Annotated in this window: 21 protein-coding genes; 11 read left to right on the forward strand and 10 right to left on the reverse strand. The window is 38.8% G+C overall.

Going from position 1 to position 22,919, the window contains the following annotated elements; all coding sequences use genetic code 11:
• Nucleotides 1-80: 80 nt before the first annotated feature.
• The gene (locus tag MS6x_RS09030; protein WP_482606951.1) at nt 81-341 is read left to right on the forward strand and encodes a hypothetical protein; all 261 of its coding nucleotides are present in this window, start codon (nt 81-83) and stop codon (nt 339-341) included.
• 44 nt (nt 342-385) lie between these two features.
• On the opposite strand, the gene MS6x_RS09035 is transcribed toward MS6x_RS09030, so the two are convergent.
• Nucleotides 386-829 carry a nucleoside deaminase gene (locus MS6x_RS09035; protein WP_482606952.1) on the reverse strand — a complete coding sequence of 148 codons (444 nt, stop codon included), beginning with the start codon at nt 827-829 and terminating at the stop codon, nt 386-388.
• A 140-nt stretch (nt 830-969) separates the two neighbouring features.
• On the opposite strand from MS6x_RS09035, the gene MS6x_RS09040 reads away from it, so the two are divergent.
• A complete protein-coding gene (locus tag MS6x_RS09040; RefSeq protein ID WP_482606953.1) occupies nt 970-2,736 on the forward strand; it encodes a 1-deoxy-D-xylulose-5-phosphate synthase in 1,767 nt (588 codons plus the stop codon).
• A complete protein-coding gene (locus MS6x_RS09045) occupies nt 2,733-3,860 on the forward strand; it encodes a DUF3078 domain-containing protein (RefSeq protein WP_482606954.1) in 1,128 nt (375 codons plus the stop codon). Before MS6x_RS09040 ends, MS6x_RS09045 begins: the two co-directional genes overlap by 4 nt.
• Here MS6x_RS09045 and dgt read toward each other — a convergent pair.
• Nucleotides 3,857-5,200 carry a dGTP triphosphohydrolase gene (gene dgt, locus MS6x_RS09050; protein WP_482606955.1) on the reverse strand — a complete coding sequence of 448 codons (1,344 nt, stop codon included), beginning with the start codon at nt 5,198-5,200 and terminating at the stop codon, nt 3,857-3,859. The two genes, MS6x_RS09045 and dgt, sit on opposite strands and share 4 nt — an antisense overlap.
• Nucleotides 5,201-5,374: 174 nt before the next feature.
• Between dgt and MS6x_RS09055 the strand changes: the two genes are divergently transcribed.
• The 4 genes from MS6x_RS09055 to MS6x_RS09070 all read left to right on the forward strand — a co-directional run bounded on the left by MS6x_RS09055 (nt 5,375) and on the right by MS6x_RS09070 (nt 10,491).
• Complete coding sequence (locus MS6x_RS09055) at nt 5,375-5,761, forward strand: carboxypeptidase-like regulatory domain-containing protein (RefSeq protein WP_482606956.1); 387 nt, start codon at nt 5,375-5,377, stop codon at nt 5,759-5,761.
• A gap of 362 nt (nt 5,762-6,123) precedes the next feature.
• The gene (locus MS6x_RS09060) at nt 6,124-7,332 is read left to right on the forward strand and encodes a porin (RefSeq protein ID WP_482606957.1); all 1,209 of its coding nucleotides are present in this window, start codon (nt 6,124-6,126) and stop codon (nt 7,330-7,332) included.
• 71 nt (nt 7,333-7,403) lie between these two features.
• Complete coding sequence (locus MS6x_RS09065) at nt 7,404-9,716, forward strand: inorganic phosphate transporter (protein ID WP_482606958.1); 2,313 nt, start codon at nt 7,404-7,406, stop codon at nt 9,714-9,716.
• 52 nt (nt 9,717-9,768) lie between these two features.
• Complete coding sequence (locus MS6x_RS09070; protein WP_482606959.1) at nt 9,769-10,491, forward strand: DUF6503 family protein; 723 nt, start codon at nt 9,769-9,771, stop codon at nt 10,489-10,491.
• 194 nt (nt 10,492-10,685) lie between these two features.
• On the opposite strand, the gene MS6x_RS09075 is transcribed toward MS6x_RS09070, so the two are convergent.
• The 8 genes from MS6x_RS09075 to MS6x_RS09110 form a co-directional block, all read right to left on the reverse strand.
• Nucleotides 10,686-13,178 (reverse strand): zinc-dependent metalloprotease, encoded by a 2,493-nt coding sequence (locus MS6x_RS09075; protein WP_482606960.1) that lies wholly within the window; start codon nt 13,176-13,178, stop codon nt 10,686-10,688.
• 359 nt (nt 13,179-13,537) lie between these two features.
• Entirely contained in the window at nt 13,538-14,125 is a 588-nt protein-coding gene (nadD, locus tag MS6x_RS09080; RefSeq protein ID WP_482606961.1) for a nicotinate (nicotinamide) nucleotide adenylyltransferase, read from the reverse strand.
• A gap of 11 nt (nt 14,126-14,136) precedes the next feature.
• Complete coding sequence (gmk, locus tag MS6x_RS09085) at nt 14,137-14,715, reverse strand: guanylate kinase (RefSeq protein ID WP_482606962.1); 579 nt, start codon at nt 14,713-14,715, stop codon at nt 14,137-14,139.
• 97 nt (nt 14,716-14,812) lie between these two features.
• Nucleotides 14,813-15,670, reverse strand: coding sequence for a YicC/YloC family endoribonuclease (locus MS6x_RS09090; protein WP_482606963.1), 858 nt, complete (start codon nt 15,668-15,670; stop codon nt 14,813-14,815).
• A 34-nt stretch (nt 15,671-15,704) separates the two neighbouring features.
• The gene (locus MS6x_RS09095) at nt 15,705-16,070 is read right to left on the reverse strand and encodes an SdpI family protein (RefSeq protein WP_482606964.1); all 366 of its coding nucleotides are present in this window, start codon (nt 16,068-16,070) and stop codon (nt 15,705-15,707) included.
• Nucleotide 16,071: 1 nt separating this feature from the next.
• The gene (locus MS6x_RS09100) at nt 16,072-16,887 is read right to left on the reverse strand and encodes a 3-keto-disaccharide hydrolase (RefSeq protein WP_482606965.1); all 816 of its coding nucleotides are present in this window, start codon (nt 16,885-16,887) and stop codon (nt 16,072-16,074) included.
• Between the two features lies 1 nt (nt 16,888).
• Nucleotides 16,889-17,650 carry a 3-keto-disaccharide hydrolase gene (locus MS6x_RS09105; RefSeq protein ID WP_482606966.1) on the reverse strand — a complete coding sequence of 254 codons (762 nt, stop codon included), beginning with the start codon at nt 17,648-17,650 and terminating at the stop codon, nt 16,889-16,891.
• A gap of 154 nt (nt 17,651-17,804) precedes the next feature.
• Nucleotides 17,805-18,857 (reverse strand): sugar phosphate isomerase/epimerase family protein, encoded by a 1,053-nt coding sequence (locus MS6x_RS09110; RefSeq protein ID WP_482606967.1) that lies wholly within the window; start codon nt 18,855-18,857, stop codon nt 17,805-17,807.
• 146 nt (nt 18,858-19,003) lie between these two features.
• On the opposite strand from MS6x_RS09110, the gene MS6x_RS09115 reads away from it, so the two are divergent.
• From MS6x_RS09115 to MS6x_RS09130, 4 genes are all read left to right on the forward strand, one after another.
• Entirely contained in the window at nt 19,004-20,707 is a 1,704-nt protein-coding gene (locus tag MS6x_RS09115) for a GMC oxidoreductase (protein WP_482606968.1), read from the forward strand.
• 56 nt (nt 20,708-20,763) lie between these two features.
• Nucleotides 20,764-21,279 (forward strand): ASCH domain-containing protein, encoded by a 516-nt coding sequence (locus tag MS6x_RS09120; RefSeq protein ID WP_482606969.1) that lies wholly within the window; start codon nt 20,764-20,766, stop codon nt 21,277-21,279.
• Between the two features lie 266 nt (nt 21,280-21,545).
• Entirely contained in the window at nt 21,546-21,878 is a 333-nt protein-coding gene (locus tag MS6x_RS09125; RefSeq protein ID WP_482606970.1) for an ArsR/SmtB family transcription factor, read from the forward strand.
• Between the two features lie 44 nt (nt 21,879-21,922).
• Nucleotides 21,923-22,804, forward strand: a complete 882-nt coding sequence (locus tag MS6x_RS09130; RefSeq protein ID WP_482606971.1) for an arsenite methyltransferase — start codon at nt 21,923-21,925, stop codon at nt 22,802-22,804.
• The last annotated feature ends 115 nt before the right edge of the window (nt 22,805-22,919 follow it).

Genomic DNA, 22,919 nt, shown 5'->3' on the forward strand with positions numbered 1-22,919 from the left:
TAAGTCGCAATGAGATGCTAGCGCCTACTTCCGCACATCTTCCTTTATAAATTAAGCATACTTTGTTTAACTTTGTGCTTATGAAATTGAAGCATCTCATTACTTTAATCGTCATAGCGTCTTTAGGGTCTATTATTTACGGTTATACACTAGATGCGGAAGAACAAGCGATAGCGCAAAAATTCATTGGCGCTGGAACACTGGCACTGTTTTTAATAGCGATGCCTTTATTTCTTTACAAGGAAAGCAAGCACAGAAAGTGGGACGACTACATGTTAAATGAAGAAAATGTGCGCAAAATGCAGGGAAAAGCTAAAGAAAAGAAATCTGATAGCCAATGAATTAAAGAGATGAGGTATTGCCTATCTACGACTAATGGCTAACCTTATTTCCTTTTTTTTTGAAAAAACCGCCTTAACAAATCAGCTGCTTCATTTTCCAAAACGCCACCGCTAACCGTGGTCTTCGGGTGCAGTTGCGTACCCATTACCCCACACCCCCGTTTTGGGTCGCTTGCGGCGAACACTATTTTATCTATCTGACTCCAATATAAAGCTCCCGCACACATCTGGCAGGGCTCCAAGGTAACATACAACGTACAACCTTTTAAGTATTTACCACCTAAAAAATTAGCTGCTGATGTAATGGCCTGCATCTCTGCATGGGCGGTAACATCGTTTAATTGTTCGGTGAGGTTGTGCCCCCTGGCAATAATACGATCTTGGATTACAATTACAGCACCTACAGGAATTTCTCCGCGCTCAAAAGCATATTCGGCTTCTTGCAAGGCTTTTTTCATAAAATAGGTGTCGTCATAAGGGAGTATCATAGTGTCCTTTTTGCAGCAATAGTACAGAATTTTCCTTTCCAACCCAAAACGGATTTCAAAGCAGCCCATAACCAGTTAGCTTACAAATATGTAGATCAAAACCTGAAAAATCGTAGCTTTGCCATTCCAAAAAAACAACATTGAAACGTATCCTAGATTCTATAACCGACCCTGACCAGTTGCGCAAGCTAGCACCTTCAGATTTACCTAAACTTGCCAGCGAACTTAGGGAATATATTATTGAAATCGTTTCTACCAAAGAAGGTCATTTAGGCGCAAGTCTTGGTGTTATTGAATTGACCATCGCTTTACACTATGTTTTTAACACTCCTGAAGATCGACTCATTTGGGACGTTGGGCACCAAGCCTACGGACACAAAATATTGACGGGCAGAAAAGCCCAATTTGAAACCAACCGACAGTTACATGGTCTTAGCGGTTTTCCTAAACGGGAAGAAAGTACGTATGATACCTTCGGAACCGGCCATAGTTCCACCTCTATATCGGCGATACTAGGAATGGCCATTGCCTCCAAGTTAAAAGATGATACAACAAGGCAACATGTAGCGGTTATAGGAGATGCTTCGATCGCCAGTGGAATGGCATTTGAAGGCCTAAACCATGCCGGTGTGACCGATGCGAATATCCTCATTATCCTTAACGACAACGCCATTGGGATAGACCCTAGCGTAGGCGCCTTAAAAAAGTACCTGACCAATGTTAAAAAAGGAACGGCCAAAGACGAGAACATTTTCGAATGCCTAAATATGGCTTATTCCGGCCCAATAGATGGTCACGACCTTGATTGTTTGGTGCAGGAGTTGGAGCGATTAAAATCCGTCTCCGGACCTAAGCTACTGCATATTATTACTACAAAAGGTAAAGGTCTTAAAAAAGCAGAGGAAAATCAGGTAGTATATCACGCTCCGGGTAAATTTGACAAATCAACAGGGGAACTACATGAAAAATCCAAAATACCACAACCACCAAAATTTCAGGATGTTTTTGGAAAAACCATCGTAGACCTTGCACAGAATAACAAAAAAATAATAGGGATCACACCCGCCATGCCCACCGGAAGCTCCTTGCGCTATATGATGGATACCTTCCCGGAACGTGCCTTTGATGTGGGAATAGCAGAACAACATGCCGTTACTTTTGCTGCTGGTATGGCAACGGAAGGTATGATTCCGTATTGTAACATATACTCTACCTTTTTACAACGCGCTTATGACCAAGTCATCCATGACGTGGCACTACAAAACCTGCCGGTTATCTTCTGTTTGGACCGTGCTGGTCTTGTGGGGGAAGACGGGCCAACCCATCATGGTGTTTTTGATATCACCTATTTACGTTGTATTCCCAATCTTATCGTTTTTGCTCCCAGAAACGCAATTCAACTACGGGATATCATGTACACCGCGCAACTTGGCCTAAATCAACCTATTGCTATAAGATACCCAAGAGGCAGAGGCCTTTTATTGGATTGGGAGAAACCGTACAGCAAGTTAGAAATAGGCATATCCTTTGAGCTAAAAAAAGGAAATAAAATTGCCGTATTAACTACAGGACATTTAGGTAGTATGATTTCTGAAATTATAGGGGAACTTGAAAATGACCCTAGAATTGGACATTATGATTTTCCATTTATAAAACCTTTGGATAAAACCAGGCTAAGAAGTATTTTCGCGAATTACGAGCAACTTATTACCTTAGAAGATGGTTGCGTTACCGGTGGTTTTGGAAGTGCAGTTCTTGAGTTTATTAATAAAGAGAACATCACTATAAATTGTAAGATTTTCGGTATTCCAGATCAATTTATTACTCATGGGCCAGTAAAGGACTTATACAGGATCGCAGGCATAGACAAGAACATGGTAAAATCTTATATAGAAGAAATTTTATGAGTAGAACGCTGACGTTTCATCAAGCCGTTTGGAGCATAATTTTGCTTATGTTTACGACGCTAGCTTTTAGCCAAGATTCTATTCCTAGACCAATAGTTAGGGATACCATGATGCTGGACACTACGGTGACAGATACCATAGTAATCAGAAAGACATTGACCAGGATAAAACACATACCAAGAGGTGTAAATCTTACCAATCCCGTTATTTCATTTAAAAAAACGAAACCACTAAAGGACAAATACAATAGATTTAGGGTACCTTCTTTTTGGACCAAAGAAAATACCTATGGACTAAACCTGAGCGAAGCAGCATTTGTTAATTGGAATGCCGGTGGTGACAATGCCATAAGTGGATTGAGTTTTTTTAGATTTGTTCGCAATTATAAATTTAGATATTTTAATTGGGACAACAACCTAGACCTAAGATACGGTCTCAATGCTCAAGAAGGAAGACAATTGCGCAAGACGGAGGATGTAATTCGATTAAACTCCAACTTAGGATATAGAAGGGATACGATAAGTAACTGGTACTATTCCGTGCAGCTTAACTTTAACACACAATTTTCCAACGGATACAAATATCCGGACAGAGAAAATCCTATATCTCGTTTTATGGCACCAGGATATTTCTTCCTAGGAGCGGGAACCTCGTACATAAGTGAGAATCAAAAATTCAACCTATACCTATCGCCACTTACCCAAAAATCTACTTTTGTACTTGATCAGCGTTTGGCGGATAGAGGGGCGTTCGGGGTAAAAGGTGCGCAAAGGGATAGTAACGGGAATATTATCCAAGAAGGAGAAAACCATTTTTTAGAGCTGGGTTTTCTTATTACCAATAATTTCGATTGGGATATAGCTGAAAACGTAAATCTAAAAAGCAGGCTAAACCTCTATACGGATTACTTAGCAAGTTTTGGAAACATAGATGTTGACTGGGAACTAAATATAAGGTTTAAGGTGAACAAATACATACTCACCACCATAGGAACCCACCTTATTTACGACGATGACATTCTGTTTGACGAGGTAAAGGATGCTAGTGGAACTATAACCGACGATGGGGAACCAAGAATCCAATTTAAGCAAGTATTGGGTATTGGTATTGCCTACGATTTTTAGAGTTGCCTTCCCTTAATTTTATTGTGAATATGTACCGCCGAACTATCCGATAAACTAGCAACATAACAACAGGTATTTAATAATATCTCATAGAGCGAAATATCCGTACGCCTGTAAAATTCAGGAAGTGTTTGGAGTATTAATTTATGGTAATTAGAGGCATTTCCTTTTTTCTTTTCTGCCAACGCATGTACGTACACGTCTAAAATATCAGCTATGATGGTATAGCCTGCAATTTCTTTTTCTATAACCTCTTGCGCCTGATATACATTTTGTACACTCAAAGCTATGATGTCCTTAATTTGGGCATCATACTTGCTCTTATCCAAAAGGGAAACATGAAAATTACCATTAAGTATAACGGTTTCGTTCTCCATAAAAATTGATACCGCATCTTGAATAAGGGTATTAATTGCCAAGGCGCGCAGGTAGCTTAACCTATCTTCCTTGTAGGCCAAAGAGTGGTATTTTTTTGTATTAATGGTATCCTTAACCAATTTAATGAGATATTCTAGCGCATAATCCTCCGAAATAAGCCCAAGATTTATCCCATCTTCAAAATCGATTATAGTATAACAAATATCATCTGCAGCCTCTACTAAAAAAGTAAGCGGATGCCTTGCAAAAGAAACAGAACTCCCGTTGGCCGTTTGCTTAAGGCCCAAATCGGCAGCTACATCCATAAAAGGCTGTTTTTCGGTCTGAAAAAATCCAAATTTTTTATCGGCAATATGTTTTGTAGGCTTTTGAGGTAGCGATTCCTTTGGATATTTCATAAAGGCACCAAGCGTTGCATAACTTAAACGGAGTCCGCCGGCAACTCCTTCTCTATCTTGTGTCATTAACTTAAAACCGTTCGCATTGCCTTCAAAGTCGATAATATCTTGATATTCCTTTTCGGAAAGTTGCTCCTTATAAGTTTTACCGTTTCCAGATTTAAAATATTCTCCAATAGACTTTTCCCCACTATGGCCAAAAGGTGGGTTTCCAATATCATGAGATAGCGCTGCAGCGGCAACAATGGCCCCAAAATCATTGAACTTATATCCGTGCACCTCTTTAAGATAGGGGTGTTTTTCCAAGATTTTTTTTCCTGCCAATCTTCCCAAACTTCTACCCACAACGGAAACTTCCAAACTATGGGTTAACCGGGTATGTACAAAATCTGTTTTGGAAAGTGGAATTACCTGTGTCTTGTCCTGTAAACTCCTAAATGCTGATGAAAAGATTATACGATCGTAATCTACATCAAAACCCAAGCGCGTCTCATCCTGTTCGTTTCGTAGTCTTTTATTGGTGTCTCCATTTCTACGTAAAGAAAGTAATTGTTCCCAGTTCATGGTAATTATTTAAGAGATGCAAGATACATTTTTTGACCGTTACAACTAGGTTTGATGCGATAGGCCAAAACTAAGGAAACTTAATAATAACCTTTACAATATATATAAATAACCACGGGTTAACTTTAACTTAACCTTGTATGGGTTTCTTTGTATAGTAAAGTTAAAATAACAATGAAATACTTAATCGCCCTATTTGCCATCCTATTCGCTTTTTCTTTACAAGCGCAAGACAAAGGAGTCGTTAGTGGTAAAATTCTGGATGCTGAACGTTACAACGAACCTTTATTAATGGCCAGTATTTCGTTAAAAGGAACAGCTTGGAGTACACAGACCAACTTTAACGGAAATTTTGAGATAACAGATGTTACGCCAGGTAAATACATAATGCAGATTCGTTTTTTGGGATACGAAGATGTATTCTTACCCATTGTTATTGGTCAAGATAACACTACTCAGATTAACCATAGTTTAAAAGCGAAAACCTTAACGCGGCCCGACATGGCTGAGACCAATTTAATCTCCAGCAAAACAAGTCCTGTTACTTCAAATCTTAAATAAGGGTTTCATTTGTTATTATTTCTATTTACACAGGTATCCTAATTACTATTGGTTTTTGATTACTAGCCGAAATCTTTATCGTTTCTGGATATAGCAACACAGGATTAGCCTACTTCGCCATTTAGCGTACTAATTTTAGCATTCACTTTTATTTACCGGTTGCTTTGGAAACCCACAGTTGTCTTTGGTCAAGGCGTCTTTTTTTACGCCATAAATCTCGGTACATTTGTGAATCTTGCGTTAAGCATAGATGTCATTAAGGCCTATGTTGTTGATAACTATGTAAAATGTATCAAGACTTAATGTTAAACAAACCTTAAGTTAGCACTGGTTTTACTTCTGAAAATCAACAAAAACTAACTATGTTTAAAACCAATCATTTAGGGCTATGGCTGCTTCTAGCCATACCTTTTTTATCACTTTCCCAAGAAACCAATGCACCTGCATTTGGCAAAGGTTTGTTTAACCTTGTGGGAAAGGATAGTAGTTGGACAATGAAAGTTGGAACAAGAATGCAGATTTTGGCTATTAACAGCTGGGATCAAGTAGCTAATTCCGGACTAACGAACCCAGAACAAAGCTTTCTTGTACGTAGGGCGCGGCTCAAATTTGATGGCTTTGCTTACGACCCTAGATTACAATACAAAATAGAATTGGGCCTTTCCAATCGTGATATTTCCGGTGGTTCGCAATTCACGGCAGACACGCCAAGGTTTATTTATGATGCGGTCGTAAAATGGAACTTTTATCAAAATTTTGTGCTTTGGTTTGGTCAAACAAAATTACCAGGAAATATAGAGCGTGTTATTTCTTCAGGTAATTTACAACAGGTAGATCGTTCGCTTTTGAACGCTAGGTTTAACATTGATCGTGATGTTGGCTTTCAATTGATGCATCATTTCAATTTATCCAAAAAATTCTTGGTCCGTGAAATTATTGCATTATCCCAAGGAGAAGGAAGGAACATAACAACGGGCAATCTCGGCGGACTTCAGTTTACCAGTCGATTGGAACTATTGCCCTTTGGCGAATTTTTAAGTAAAGGAGACTATAAAGGGAGTGATCTAAACCGTGAAACAACCCCCAAACTAATGTTGGCGGCTTCTTACGACATCAACCAAGATGCCGTGAAAACCAGAAGTAACCAAGGCGATTACATGGTAACCGATTCCGGTTTCTATGAAACCACTATTAAGACTGTTTTTGTTGACGCCATGTTTAAATATAATGGCTTTTCTTTTATGGGAGAGTATACGTATAGATCCGCAAAGGACGCCATAGCTAAAAATTTAGATGGTAGCCTTACAGGAGATGTTGTACAAGTGGGTAATGGACTTAACCTACAAACAGGGTATCTATTGACCAACAATTGGGAGATTTCAGGACGATATACCGGCATTCGATTAGATGAAGAGATAACGGGAATAAATCCCCAAACGCAATACACTTTAGGACTTTCTAAGTACATTGTGGGTCATAAATTAAAAGTTCAGTCAGATTTGAGCTATTTATCCGAGAATGATAGCTCTAACGGCTTGATGTACAGGTTACAGGTAGAAATTCATTTCTAGTAAAAAGATAACCTTAAGCTAACATTATAGCCGTGTGCGTTAATGATATTTGCAAGTTGATAGTATAGAATATGGATAACATTTATTTATTGATGATTATAGCCTTGGCTATCTTGGCGATAGCCGATTTAGTCGTAGGCGTTAGTAACGATGCGGTGAATTTTTTAAATTCCGCCATTGGGTCAAAAGCGATTTCGTTTAGAACCATTATGATCGTCGCAAGCTTGGGTATCGCGGCAGGTGCGGTTTTTTCTAGCGGTATGATGGAAGTTGCCAGAAAAGGGATTTTTAATCCTAGTGAGTTCTATTTTGATGAAATCATGTTCATTTTTATGGCCGTAATGATTACGGATATTTTATTATTAGACTTCTTTAACACCTTAGGCATGCCAACGTCTACAACCGTATCAATTGTATTTGAACTGTTGGGCGCCGCCGTTGCTATGTCATTTATAAAAATAGCAGCGGATAACGGAGGTTTTACGGACGTTATTAATTACATTAATAACGAGAAGGCAATTGAAATCATACTAGGTATTCTCCTTTCGGTCGTTGTTGCATTTACCATCGGGGCCGCAGTACAATGGATTTCAAGATTGTTGTTATCCTATCAATATGAAAAAAAAGCGAAATGGGTAGGGGCGCTGTTTGGTGGTATTGCGCTATCTTCAATTACCTATTTTATATTAATGAAAGGTATCAAAGGAACGGCCTTTGCGAGCAACAGCTATGCTATTATTGAAGGTCTTACCATCGCAGATTTTCTAGAGGCGCACTGGATAAGTATCGCCGCTGCCAATTTTTTGATTTGGTCAATTCTATCCTATTTAGTAACCACCTTCTTTAGGACTAATATATATGTTTTAATTATTGGTGCGGGTACGTTTGCATTGGCACTGGCATTTGCCGGGAATGACCTTGTTAACTTTATTGGTGTTCCAATTGCCGCTTGGCAGTCTTATGAAGCATGGGTAGTGTCTGGTGTACCTGCAAGCGAGTTCAGTATGGAGATTTTAGCGGCAAAAGTAGCAACTCCTACCCTATTATTGTTCATAGCGGGTATGGTTATGGTGCTAACGCTTTGGTTCTCCAGTAAAGCAAAAAGTGTTGTCAAGACCTCTATTGACCTATCTAGTCAAGAAGCGACGAAAGAGCGCTTTCAACCTAATTTTCTATCTCGCGGATTTGTACGTTTGGCAATTTCCATGGCAGAGATGACTAATTACATTTTACCTGATTCTTGGCAGAAAAAAATAGATCAGCAGTTTGACAAACCTGTGATTACCCTATCAAAAAACCGAGTTCACGAGCTACCTGCTTTTGATATGGTACGTGCTGCCGTAAATCTTATGGTAGCAGGTATACTAATATCTATTGCAACCTCTTATAAATTGCCCTTGTCAACAACCTATGTTACTTTTATGGTGGCCATGGGAACTTCACTAGCAGATAGGGCCTGGGGTGCAGAAAGTGCAGTGTATCGCGTAGCAGGGGTGCTCAACGTAATTGGCGGATGGTTTGGAACCGCTATTATCGCATTTGTAGCGTCCGGTACCATACTTGCTATCATAAGTTTTGGTAAAGGAACAGCAATAGCCGTCCTATTGTTCGCGGCAATTTTATTATTGTCTAGAAGCTACATTTCGCATAACAAAAAAGCAAAGGAACTACGGGCCGAAGACTCCTTGAACAAAGCAGAAAGTAGCTCCATACAAGGAGTTATTATTGAGAGTGCCAAGAATATTTCAAACGTATTAAAAAGAACCAATAAAATCTATACCAACTCCATTAACGGACTCGCAAAACAAGATCTTAATTTATTGAAGAAGAATAAAAAGCAAGGAGAAAAACTGTCCAACGAAATAGATGAACTTCGTGATCATATCTTCTACTTTATTAAAAATTTGGATGAAAACAGTGTCGGCGCAAGTAATTTCTACATTAATACTTTGGGCTACTTAACGGATATATCCCAATCCTTGGACTACATTGGAAAGGTTAGCCTTAAACATGTAAACAACAACCATAAAAAATTAAAATACAACCAAATAAAAGAACTAAAGGAGATTGATTTAAAACTAGAAGAAGTATTGAATCAAACCCAAAATGCCTTTTCCAATCAATCCTTTGAGGAAATAGGAGTGGTCCTAAACCAAAAACAAGAGTTGTTCCATCTAGTTTCCGATAAAATTCAAACGCAAATCGCAAGAACCCGTAACGAGGAATCGAGTCCTAAGAACACTACTTTGTATTTTTCGCTTCTCCTTGAAACGAAAGATCTGATGACGGCTACCATGAACCTACTTCAACAATATCACGATGAGCATGACAGCTCTGTAGCGCCTGCCACCATAGAAACACAAATACCCGAAGAAGAAGAATAGGATTGCTTGGGCTATGAATTATAACCGTATCTTTTCATCTTAAAACTAAAGTATGACAAAGTACATTTGTTTTTTAATGTTGCTGCAGCTGCCCTTCGCTGCCTTTAGTCAAAATCTAAGCGGTCCGCAACTTTTGGATAATGCCATAGCATATCATGATCCAAAGGGAACCTGGAATACTTTTAAAGGAGCATTTAATGTTACCATGACCACACCAAATTCAAGTGAACGAACCACTACAATTATATTGGATTTTCCAGCTCAATTTTATAGTTCTACCGTGGAAAAAGATGGAAACACCATTAAATCTACCCTTGAAAAAGATTCCTGTACCCTAATGCTAAACGGAAGTACGGAAATTTCAAAAGCACAAAAGGACAGCCTCCGAATAACCTGTGACCGGGCCAAAATGATGCGAGACTATTATAGCTATCTCTATGGACTTCCCATGAAACTAAAAGATGCTGGAACCAATGTTTATGAAACGGTTCAAAAAAAGACCTTTAAAAATAAAGAATATTTAGTACTAAAGGTTGATTATGATAAAACCGTTGGAAAAGATACATGGTATTTCTACTTTGACCCGAAGACCTACGCAATGGAAGTCTATCAATTTTTCCATGACGAATCCCAAAACGATGGCGAATATATTATATTGACAGACACCATGATGGTGAACGATATAATTATGCCCAAAATAAGAGCATGGTACTACAATAAAGATGATGGTTACTTAGGAACCGACACCTTGAAAGAAGCCAAAATTTCGGAGTAAAAATCACTTATTTAGTCATAGTATACCTACTCTATGTAATGCTATTTAGCATTGAAAGTAAAGGAATGCGACTTTAACATTCTTTGTTTTATTATGACAGACGTTTTAGTTTTAATTGCAATAACCATACAATACTCAACATTCCACTGTTTGAGATACAAAAGTAGATAGGAAACGGCCTTCGTTTTGGATGTTTACTTAACGGGCTCTAATAACTGATCTATCCTGGCCAAAACATCATCGTAGTGATAGCTGGTAACCGTATTTACTCTTGCATTCTTAGCGGTCCTTATTTTTCTTATAAGTCGACTAAGCTCACCCCTAACCAAAGCCCTAACATCAGAGGTTTCTACATTATAGAACAATGCACTTTCAAATCCAGTTCTCGTTCTACCTCTAGAAGATTCATTGGTCATTAAATACTCCATTCGTTCGATATACGAACGTTGTAAATTTCTGCGATACAGATCTACATTGACCCTTCTACCGGTCTCCTTCCATATGCCATTGGAGAGGTCCTGCATCATTTCCAAGGCGCTATAATAGTCGTCATTAATCGTTTCAGCATCTATTAACCTTCCTATTCTATCAAAACTTAAAACCGAATTCAAATATCTTGTTTGCAACCTCCTGACTTTTTCAAAATATCCTGCATGGTCTATATTCTGCAAAATCCTTTTATCGACTAGCCACTCAGGGGTATCAAATAGATTCTCATGTAACCACAGCATCGACTCTTGCTGCGTTTTCTCGTTTAAATGGGTATACACAAAGCCTTCTTGTTCGGGGGTTCTAATATTTTCATAAACCCCACCAATATTATTCGTTACATGACCAACATATCTGCTGTAAACTCCCAACAACTCACCATATAACTCTTCCAAATCAGCATAGTTATTTGTGCTGTCAGAGGTCCAAGAAACTAAATTCTTAGCTACATACTTTAAATTATTTAACCCATAGTCGCTAGCAGCTATAGGGTTATCTCCAATAGCTTCCGTCTGTGATTGTGGATCAAACCTACTAGACTGGCGACCAAACTTATATTTGGCATCATTTGCTTTTTCTAGAATCCACTTGTTTAACGTCGATTTTTCTGCTTCCGGAGTATCGGCATCTTGCAAAAATCTATATCCCCAATTTGTCGCGTAATGATCATAAGGTCCCATTTGACGAATGAAACGAATATTTTCGTCTCCTGGTTGTGCAATATAATTATATCGCGCATAGTCCATAATACTAGCAGCGATTCCATTCTTTTGGGTAAATTCACCATCCCTGTAGGATTCTACAGGATAGGAATAACTAGCAGCCATATTGTGTGGAAAACCCAATGCGTGCCCTACTTCGTGGGCGATAACCATACGCATCATCTCCCCTATTTCTTCTTCTGGCGTATTCAACGTTCTTGCTGATGGATTGGCAGCACCCGTTTCCAATAGGTAGCGATTTCTATAGCTGCGTAAATGGTTATGATACCAAATAATATCACTTTCTATAATTTCTCCGCTACGTGGATCAGAAACACTTGGCCCAACCGCGTTTCTAGTGGTACTAGCAACGTATCTTACAACGGAGTATCTAATATCTTCTGGGCTAAATTCAGGATCTTCCTCTGGCGTTGGGGCGTCCTTGGCTATAATCGCATTTTTAAAACCTGCTGTTTCAAATGGTTTTTGCCAATCCTCAATTCCCTGTTTGATATACTTTTGGAGACTCTCAGGTGTTCCTGGATCTAAATAATATACGATTGGTTTCACTGGCTCTACCAATTCTCCTCTGGCATAGGCTTCTGGATCTTTGGGTTCTAATCGCCAACGACGGATAAAAGTCTTTCTGTCAGCTTTAAGCTCATCACTACCAAAATCATATTGACTAACAGTAAAAAACCCAACTCTCGGGTCATAAAACCTAGGTTGCATAGGTTTCTCCGGCAGTAAAATCATAGATTGATTCATTTGTAAACTAATAGCACCGGTAGCCGCTTGTGAAGGTGGTTCGGCCGCTTCGTAGGTAAAATCTTGTTTTACCTCTACATTTTCCGGAAAGCTTTTTGCGCTATTGATAAAGCTCCTTGTCTTATCCAGTTTACGAACCTTATATTGCTTTCTAAGTGATGGAGAAAGACCACTAATTGCAGGGATATCTTCTTGAAAAAAGTCAGTAACATTAATAACTACTGCTGTTGAATCTGGATTAAAAGCTTTAATATCGAAAGCGAACAATGTAGGCTCATAGTTATTTACACGAACCGAATTATTAATGGCCTTAGTGCTATCCGCAACATTGCTATATGATTTAACCTTAATTAATATTTTATTCTGAAAACGTTTCCACTGTACCACCTGCTGGTTGGTCTTGGAGCCTGCATTTACATAACCCCCGCCAAGACCATTGGGAATTTGTGCAATTCTGCTTACCCATAGCATATCCTTTTCTAATTTAGAAAACGGAATTTCATAGAAAAAATCTTCTTTGACTTTATGAACGTGAAAAAGCCCTTCATCGGTAATGGCCTCTTTTGTAATGACTTCACTGTACTTTTTTATTTCTCCTTTTTTACTTGACGACTTTTGAACCTGTTCCTTATCCGGTTTTCCCTTTTTCTTTTTTTTAAATAATTGTGCGGAACTTGAAAAGTTTATACAAAGAGTTGTTAGAAGTACTACAAGTAATTTTTTTCTCATGCTTGATTCTTAATTGATAATGCTTTAAAAATACAGATACGTCGTTGAAGAGACTCTCTTTTTTGTTAAATATTAACATTCGGTAAATAAATTCAAAAAATGTTAATTGATTAATCTTTTTGAATGTATCTCCTAGTTGTCTAAAGCGTTCAAAATGAATTAAAAATGTCCCTAAGATAATGTGTTTGACTAAGAACTAGTATGCCAACTCCATATTGGCGCTGCGGTAAATTACATATTCTTAGCCCCTAAATATCCGAATTGGATTTAACTGTGATACTTATGACTTCTAAATAATAATTCCATAGAAAATGATTAATTGACAAGTATGATAATCTTATGGTAATCAAATATGAGAGCTACCTGCGGTAGAAATTCATTTCGTCCATATACTTCCAAACGGGACCAGGGAGTAGAGGACGTACATTTTTTCCGTTCCCATGTTCCCTGCGTATAAAGGTGGATGAAATTTCCATGATAGGTGCATTTACCTTATGAATACGGGAGTGATTCTTAAAATGATGTTCTATTTTACCTTCTGAAATTCTAGGGTAAACAAAGAGGTCATAATGCTCTAAAATTACTTCGTAGTTCTTCCACTTATGAAAACTCTTTAGGTTATCCTCACCCATAATTAAACAAAACTGATATCCTTTTGGATACTTTTCAGACAAGTGCGCTAGCGTATTTACCGTATAATTAGGCTGCGCCAAGTTAAATTCAATCGTACTCGGCTTTAGTTTCGGATAGTCTTGGGTAGCTTCCAATACCATTTGGTATCTATGGTTATTATCTAAAAGAGATTTCTTTACCTTAAACGGACTTTGAGGAGTTACTACAAACCAAACCTCGTCCAAGTCCGAAAACTCCACCATATGGTTTGCAATGACCATATGGCCTATATGTATGGGGTTAAAAGTGCCAAAATAAAGACCTACCTTCTTCATTTTTATACCTTTTATTGTTGAATGCCGATAAAGTTGGCAACTAATTCTTCAGCTTCCTTTAGGGCAATATCCAAATCATAATTCTTAATAATTTTGTCAAATTGGGGCGCTGTTGCCAATTCTACAGAAGCTTTAGCAATTCGCATATTGATTTTATCATCGCTCTCCGTACTACGCTTTTTTAATCGAATTTTAAGCTCATCTATACTTGGAGGTTTTACAAATACAGCTAAAGTTTGTTCCGGAAATTTCTTCTTAATCCGTAATCCACCTGCAACATCAATATCAAAAATTACATTTTTACCCTCGGACCATAATCGCTCTACCTCACTCTTTAAGGTCCCGTAAAAATTATCGCGATACACCTCTTCCCACTCTAAAAAATCATTGTTCTTAATGTGGTTCTTGAACTCGGAAACCGACATAAAATAATAGTGTTCCTTGTTCTTTTCCTTTCCCCTTCTAGGTCTGGAAGTTGCAGATACGGAAAATGCCAGATTCAGCTCCGGCTGTTCTAAAAGGTGTCTCACGATAGTAGTCTTACCACTACCGGACGGAGCCGAAAAAATTATAAGTTTACCACCCTTCATAATTATTAATCTTATAATTAATGATAATTTTTTAGTAATTACCCGTGCCTTTAGCACTACCATTTATGACCAAAGTTCCAAATCTGTTATCACTGCACTAAAGCACGTTCAACATCTGTTCTTTTATTTTCTCCAATTCGTCCTTCATCTGAACGACTAATTGTTGCATTGGCGCATAGTTGGCCTTTGAGCCAATGGTGTTGATTTCACGACCTATCTCCTGAGAAATAAACCCTAGCTTTTTACCGTTACTTTGGTCGGACTGTAGGGTTTTGGTAAAATAATCAAGGTGATTTGCCAAGCGTACTTTTTCCTCGGTAATGTCATATTTCTCCAAGTAATAAATCAATTCTTGTTCAAACCGGTTGGCGTCCACTTCTGCTTTTACATCCTGTACCGCTTTTTCTAAACGCTCCCTTATCGTTGCTTGTCTGTCGGGATCCATTTCCAACACATCGGCCAATAGCTTTTGCAAAGAAGCTATACGCTCCAAAAAATCCTTTTCCAAAACACTGCCTTCTTCAGATCTAAAAGAGTTGATTTCGGCAAGAGCTCCTTGTAAGGCCTTTAAAATTTCGGCATACTCTTCTTCATCTATATCTTCCTTATCAGTTTTCATGGCATCAGGAAAACGCAATGCCATTTCTAATAACTTTAGCTCATCGCCGTCCGCTATCGCCTTTAATTGTTTCATGTATTGGCGTACCGCAATTTCGTTTACCTGTGAAGATGTTTCATTTGCGGTCAACTCTATATACAAGTTGAAATCTACCTTTCCACGTTGTAACGAGTTGGCAATAAGCTTACGCACCTCGAGTTCCTTTTCGCGATAACTTGATGGCATACGGGCATTAAGATCAATACTCTTACTATTGAGTGATTTGATTTCTATCGTTATTTTTTTTGTAGGAAGCTGTACTACATACTTCCCAAATCCGGTCATGGATTGAATCATAATTGCGCTTTAAATCCTGGCAAAGATAGCCAAATTAAGAGGTGTGCTTTTTGGGATGGCCATTTTTATCAAAACGCTTATTTAGCTGTGTTTCGCACCAATAGAATCCCACAGCCAACCCAAAAAGCAAAGTAAAAATGGTTATCAAGAAAATGGTTTCAATAGGAAGGAAAAAGTACAAAATCGTTCCTAAACTCAAAAGCGCCAAACTAGGATAAAATATCATTTTAGCTCCAAGTAAATTGGCGAAATCCCAAATTTTTTGATTGGCCATACTTCTTCTGGTACGATAGCCATACAGTTGGTTAATGCGTTTTAGGGGAAACTTCATATAAATCCACCCGAGACGGGTAATTAAGATTCCATTTAGATTAGCCTCCAAAAACACACCAACCTCCATCTTATAGTTCTCGTATCCAAATATTTCTATAGCTTACCCTACTATTATCCTGATGATCTTGTAGCATTAACGGACCTTTTCCATGTGCTGGATTTTTAGGCCAACCAATGTAGGGTGTCGTCCCTTTTAATTCAGCAACATCCTGAATCAAAACTCCGTTGTGCAATACGGTCATGGTGCCGGATTTTATCTTTTCTCCTGCATTATTAAACTCCGGTGAGTGATAGATGATATCATAGGTGTTCCATTCTCCAGAGGGAACAGATGCCATCGCCAGTGGGGTATGCTGCTTGTAGATAGAGCCCACTTGTCCGTTTACATAAGTGGGATTGTCGTTATTGTCCAAAATCTGTACTTCATAAAGTCCATTCAGAAAGACCCCACTATTAGCCCTGTTTTGACCATCTCGCTGCACCTCGGCAGGAGAACTCCATTCCAAATGCAATTGTACATCACCAAAGTTTTGTTTGGTCCGAATATTGCCCGTTTTATCTTTTACAGTCATACTGCCGTCATCGTTTAGGTTCCATTGAGCAGCGGTACTATCTTGGGTATGTATCCATCCGTCCAATGAAGTGCCATCGAACAAAACAAGGGCATCACTGGGAGCAGAACCGTTAACACCTGGTTTTACCACAGGTACTTTGGGTTCATAAAACTCAGTCCCCTCTGGTTCGGTTGGCTCTACACCACTATACTCCTCGTGTATAATTACATTGGATGTAGGTACTTCTTTATCGTCGGATACTTCTGGTTTAACCACCTCGTTACAAGAAGCTATACTTAATACCAAAACAACAAGCATTAAATTTTTCATACTACAATTCCTTTATTTTAATATTACGAAAAGAGACAACATCTCCGTGGTCCTGTAATGCAATTTTACCTGTTTTGTATGTTCCAAATCCTTCCCATCCATCGAACTTAGAACCCTTTAGCAAGGTTTGCAATGCTTCGCCATTAACGGGAAATTTAGCTACTTCTACGCCGTTTAGTACAGATGTTCCTTCGTTGGTTTCATGATTAATGGTAATTACCGCCGTATTCCATTCCCCAATCGGTTTCGTTACATCCGTTGGAGGAGGCACTAAATCATAGAGCGCACCAGCTTGGCGTGTAGGTCCGTTTTTTGCATCAGGATGCTTGTCATTATCCAATAGCTGAATCTCTAATCCTGTTTGATAGGGTTCCCCAAATTTATCATCTTCGCTTACTCCCCACATAATGCCACTATTACCCGTATCGGACATTTTCCATTCTAAAGAAAGTACAAAATTGGTATACTCTTTCTTGGTTACAATATTAAAAGATTGGCGACCGCCATCTGGTTTTTTTCGCTCTTCTGCCGTTGGTGGATAAAAAACGATGACGTCGTTCTCTTCTTTCCAAAAACTGGGTAATTCCCCACCTTTAAAGGCCTGCCAATGGTCCAAAGATAATTTAGTCCATTCATTTTGGGCAACTGCCTCTGTCTTTTCTTCCGCTATTTCAGTTGTTTCGGACGTAGATGTGTTCTTTGGATTTTCCTTGCAACTAAATGCCAGCACTACTGCCGCCGTTAACATAATTGTTTTTTTCATTACTCTAGTTTTTGGATCACTGTGTAAAGTAATCGGAGTTTTTAATTGATTATATAAAAGGGTTATCGTTGTAAAAACTGATAGTGAATCAGTATAAAATAATAGTATATCTTCTCTGTTTTATTCTACTCAAGGCTATGGAATATATCGGTTATTAAATTCCCAATATTTTCTTCAACACATCCTTATCAATATCCGCCCCGGCAAAATCATCAAAGGTCTTTTCTGTAGCTTCAATAATATGGTCTTGAATAAAAATGGCACCTTCGCGTGCACCCTGCTCCGGACTTTTAATGCAACATTCCCATTCCATTACCGCCCAAACATTACAGCCGTACTGCGTCAACTTAGAAAAAATAGTTTTAAAATCTATTTGGCCATCACCTAAGGAACGATACCGACCGGCCCTATCTCCCCAATCATTATAGCCGCCAAAGGAGCCTTTTTTGCCTGTTGGGTTAAACTCTGAATCCTTTACATGAAAAGATTTTATAAACTCATGGTAATGGTCTATGTAAGCAATATAGTCTAATTGCTGTAACACAAAGTGACTAGGATCGTATAAAATATTAACACGCTTATGGTTGCCTGTTGCCTTAAGAAAACGTTCAAAGGTATCGCCATCATGAAGATCCTCTCCCGGATGTATTTCATAACAAACATCTACCCCTTCATTATCAAAGTGATCTAAAATAGGGAGCCATCTTTTTGCCAATTCCTCAAAACCCATTTCTACCAATCCGGCAGGCCGTTGCGGCCAAGGATGCGCCGTATGCCAAAGCAAGGCGCCCGAAAAAGTAGCATGCGCAGAAATACCTAAGCGTCTACTTGCCGTAGCTGCTTTCTTCACAGTTTCTACAGCCCATTCCGTTCTCGCCTTAGGGTTGTTTCTGAGCGCTTCTGGCGCAAAACTATCGAACATAAGATCATAAGCGGGATTTACAGCAACCAACTGTCCCTGCAAATGCGTAGACAGTTCTGTTATTTCAAGTCCATAAGAATTTACTTTCCCTTTTAGCTCATCACAATACGTCTGACTCTCGGCGGCTTTGTCCAAATCGATTAAAAAGTGTTCCCATGTAGGTATTTGAATACCCTTATAGCCCAAATCTGATGCCCATTTACATATACCGTCCAAAGAATTAAACGGTGCCTTACTATCTACAAATTGTGCTAAAAATACAGCGGGTCCTTTAATTGTCTTCATTTTAAAGCGTTAATTGAACTTAATATGTTTGCTATTATTTTAAGAATTTAACCCTATATTTAGGACTAAAAATTCACTTTACATGTTCTCACCATGTTAGGACATAAATATAGGAAATACCATAAGAAATCCACAAAAAATCTAGAATGAATCAAAACGAACAATATGATGCCATTGTCGTTGGCACCGGTATCAGCGGTGGTTGGGCTGCCAAAGAGCTATGTGAAAAAGGTCTTAAAACATTGGTTTTGGAACGAGGTAGGATGGTAAAGCATATCGAAGATTACCCAACTATGAACGATGACCCTTGGGATATGCCATTAAAAGGGGAGTTATCTGTGCAAGAAAAGAAGCAACAGCATGTACAGACCAGAGTAAATTGGGCCCCCAAAGCGGACAATAAACATTTCTTCGTAAACGACCTAGAGCATCCTTATGTAGAAAAAAAACGATTTGATTGGATTCGAGGTTACCAAGTAGGCGGACGCTCCCTTACTTGGGGCAGGCAAAGCTACAGATGGAGCAATATTGATTTTGAAGCCAATAAAAAAGATGGTATTGGCGTAGATTGGCCCGTTAGGTATGAAGATATTTCTCCCTGGTATGATAAAATCGAAGAATATATTGGTGTAAGTGGTCAAAATTTAGGATTAAAACAACTTCCTGATGGTAAATTTCAACCTCCAATGGCGCTTAATTGTGTAGAGGAAGATTTTAAAACCAAAACTGCTGAGAAATTTGATGATGGTAGATTGATTACAATAGGGCGTGCAGCACATATAACCGACCCGAATGCTTCCTTTGAGGGACGCGGAGTTTGTCAAAATAGAAACAGATGCTCTAGAGGCTGCCCTTTTGGAGGTTATTTTAGCAGTAATTCCGTCACCCTACCCGCAGCGGAGCGTACCGGTAACATGACTTTAAGGGCCAACTCGATCGTACATGAAATCATGTACGATAATGAAACCAAGCAAGCGACGGGCGTACGCGTCATAGACTCAGAAACTAACGAAAAGATAGAATTTAAGGCGAAGGTAATTTTCCTGTGTGCTTCGGCAATGGCATCTGTGGGGATTTTGTTACAATCCAAATCCGAGCGTTTTCCAAATGGAATGGGCAATGATTCGGATGCCTTGGGACGCGGCATCATGGATCATCACTACAAATTAGGTGCAACCGCAAAAGTAGATGGGTATTTAGATAAATATTACAAAGGCCGAAGGGCCAACGGTTTCTATATTCCAAGATTTGTAAACTTGGACGAAAAAACAAAACGCGAAGGTTATTTAAGAGGCTTTGGATACCAAGGCACGGCAAGTAGGCAAGATTGGTCGGAATCGATTGCTGAAATGGGTTATGGTAAAACACTAAAGGATGAAATTCTTAAACCAGGCTCGTGGCAAATTGGCGTAACGGGTTTTGGAGAGTTCTTACCCTATGATGACAACAGAGTTCTCCTTAGTAAAACGGAAAAGGACAAGTGGGGACTACCCCAACTGGAGTTCGATGTAGAGTTTAAGGAGAACGAATACAATATGAGAAAGGATATTAAAACGGAAATCGTTGCTATGTTCGAAGCTGCCGGATTTAAAGATGTACAGCCCTACGAAGAATCCTCTGGACCTGGACTAGGCATACACGAAATGGGCGGCGCCAGAATGGGGCGTAATCCAAAAACTTCTGTATTGAACAAAAATAACCAAGTGCATTCCGTACTTAATGTATATGTTACGGACGGTGCGTTTATGAGTTCATCGAGCTGTGTAAACCCTTCCTTAACCTATATGGCGTTTACGGCAAGGGCGGTAGACCATGCCGCAGAACAATTGAAGAAAGGAGTCTTTGCTTAAAAAAGCTTATTTTAACTTTAATAGGACGTCATATACCGAATTTTAAGGCATACCCTATGGTACTCCTTTATATTGCACTATATTTTAAGATTGAAATTGTAACAATACACCATATGGAGAATGCTTCTGCTAGAAATATGTGGGGAGATTATTTGGATAAACACTTAGAACATGCCTTTCATGAAGCACCAAAAACAGTCATTTTCGGAGACAATGAAGAAGATGCCAACGCACTAGCCGACTTGGTGGTAAAAGGTATAAAAAAAGCAACTTCACATTCCCTTTTAGGACTACAATACAGGAAAGAATCACTCCCGAAAATTGGGGACTTCTTAGTTGTCACCAATTGGGCAGAGGAAGCACAATGTATCATACGAACAACCGGAGTGCAACTTATCCCATACTTTAATATTACCGAAGCACACGCCGCTTTAGAAGGTGAAGGCGACAAATCCTTGGCTCACTGGAAAAACGTACATTGGGACTACTACACTAGGGAACTAGAAGCTTTTGAACGGGTTCCAAGGGATAGTATGATTATTGTTTTTGAAGATTTTGAGCGGGTATTCTAAACGAAGATACTATTTGTTTTTACTCCTGAATTGTTTTCATAACGCTGTTGTATCCTTTTATTATGAAAGCTAGAAACAGTTTGTTCTAAAGTAAATTGATCAATTTATTATGTGATGATTGTCTTGTTCGATAATGAATTTACATCTGTAATCAACTTACCTTCAGCAAACACCTCTACATTCTTAAAACTAGTCTGGTATACCTATCAATAGCTTTGTCGCTATACTTATTTATCGTAATATTGCAATAAACAAATAAAAGAGCCATGGGAGTAACGAAATCCGAAATTTTCACAGACCAGCAAAATGAAATATCGCTATTCGCAAAAGCCCTAGGGCACCCGGCACGGGTAGCAATTTTACAATATTTGTTTGAGTTAAATACCTGCGTTTGCGGTGACCTCGTTAACGAAATAGGACTTGCACAACCTACTATTTCCCAACACCTAAAAGAACTGAAACAGCTAGGGCTAATTAAAGGAAATATTGAAGGAACAAGCGTTTGCTATTGCATACATCCAGAAAATTGGACCAAAATGAAGGTTGTCCTGATGCCATTTATACAACTGGATACTACCAAAGAAACATCCTGTTGCTAAACCTATAAACACAATACTATTTTAATCGTACTAAATAAGATATCATGAAAAACGAACAAGAACTAAAACAGGTAGTTAAAGAACGTTACGCTAAAATAGCGGAACAGGGAAAAGCTGAAAATGCAGCCTCGTGTTGTGGTGCCACCACCCCTTCTAATAAAGTGTATAATATCATGATGGATGATTATTCGGACACCGAAGGTTATCTTGAAGATGCCGATTTGGGCTTGGGCTGCGGACTTCCTACACAATTCGCCCAAATTAAAACAGGTGATACCGTTATTGACCTGGGCTCCGGTGCAGGAAATGATTGCTTTGTGGCACGACATGAAACCGGTAGTGAGGGTAAGGTCATCGGTATAGATTTTACACCCATCATGATCGAAAAGGCCCGTATAAATGCAGAAAAACTAGGCTATAACAATGTAGAGTTCAGAGAAGGTGATATTGATGCCATGCCCGTTAGCAATGATACTGCAGATGTCATTGTTAGCAATTGTGTATTAAACCTTGTTCCCAACAAACAAAAGGTGATCGGAGAAATTTATAGGGTATTAAAACCTGGCGGTCACTTTAGTATTTCCGATATCGTTTTAATCGGTGACCTGCCAAAAGCTTTAAAAGATGATGCCGAAATGTACGCTGGTTGTGTTGCAGGTGCTATTCAGAAAAAAGATTATCTACAATTGATGAAAAATCATGGTTTTAAGAATCTAAAAATCCAAAAAGAAAAACCTATTGTTATTCCAGATGATATCCTAAGCAAATACCTTTCACAAGAGGAAGTAAAAACCTTTAACCAAAAAGCAATAGGAATTTTCAGCATTACCGTTTATGCAGAAAAACCGGGCACAACGCTAGAAAAGCCAAAAGTGACCCTTTCAGAAATCTCAAATACCTGCGCTCCAGAAACTGGATGTTGTTAAAAATTAGACAGGTTCCGAAAACAGGACTGCTTTGGAAAGGGAACAGTTATAGTCCATAAATGAAAAAAGGGCCGAAAAACATTGTTTTTCGGCCCTTTTTATATTGATGATGTTT

The sequence above is a fragment of the Maribacter sp. MS6 genome (assembly GCF_056839185.1).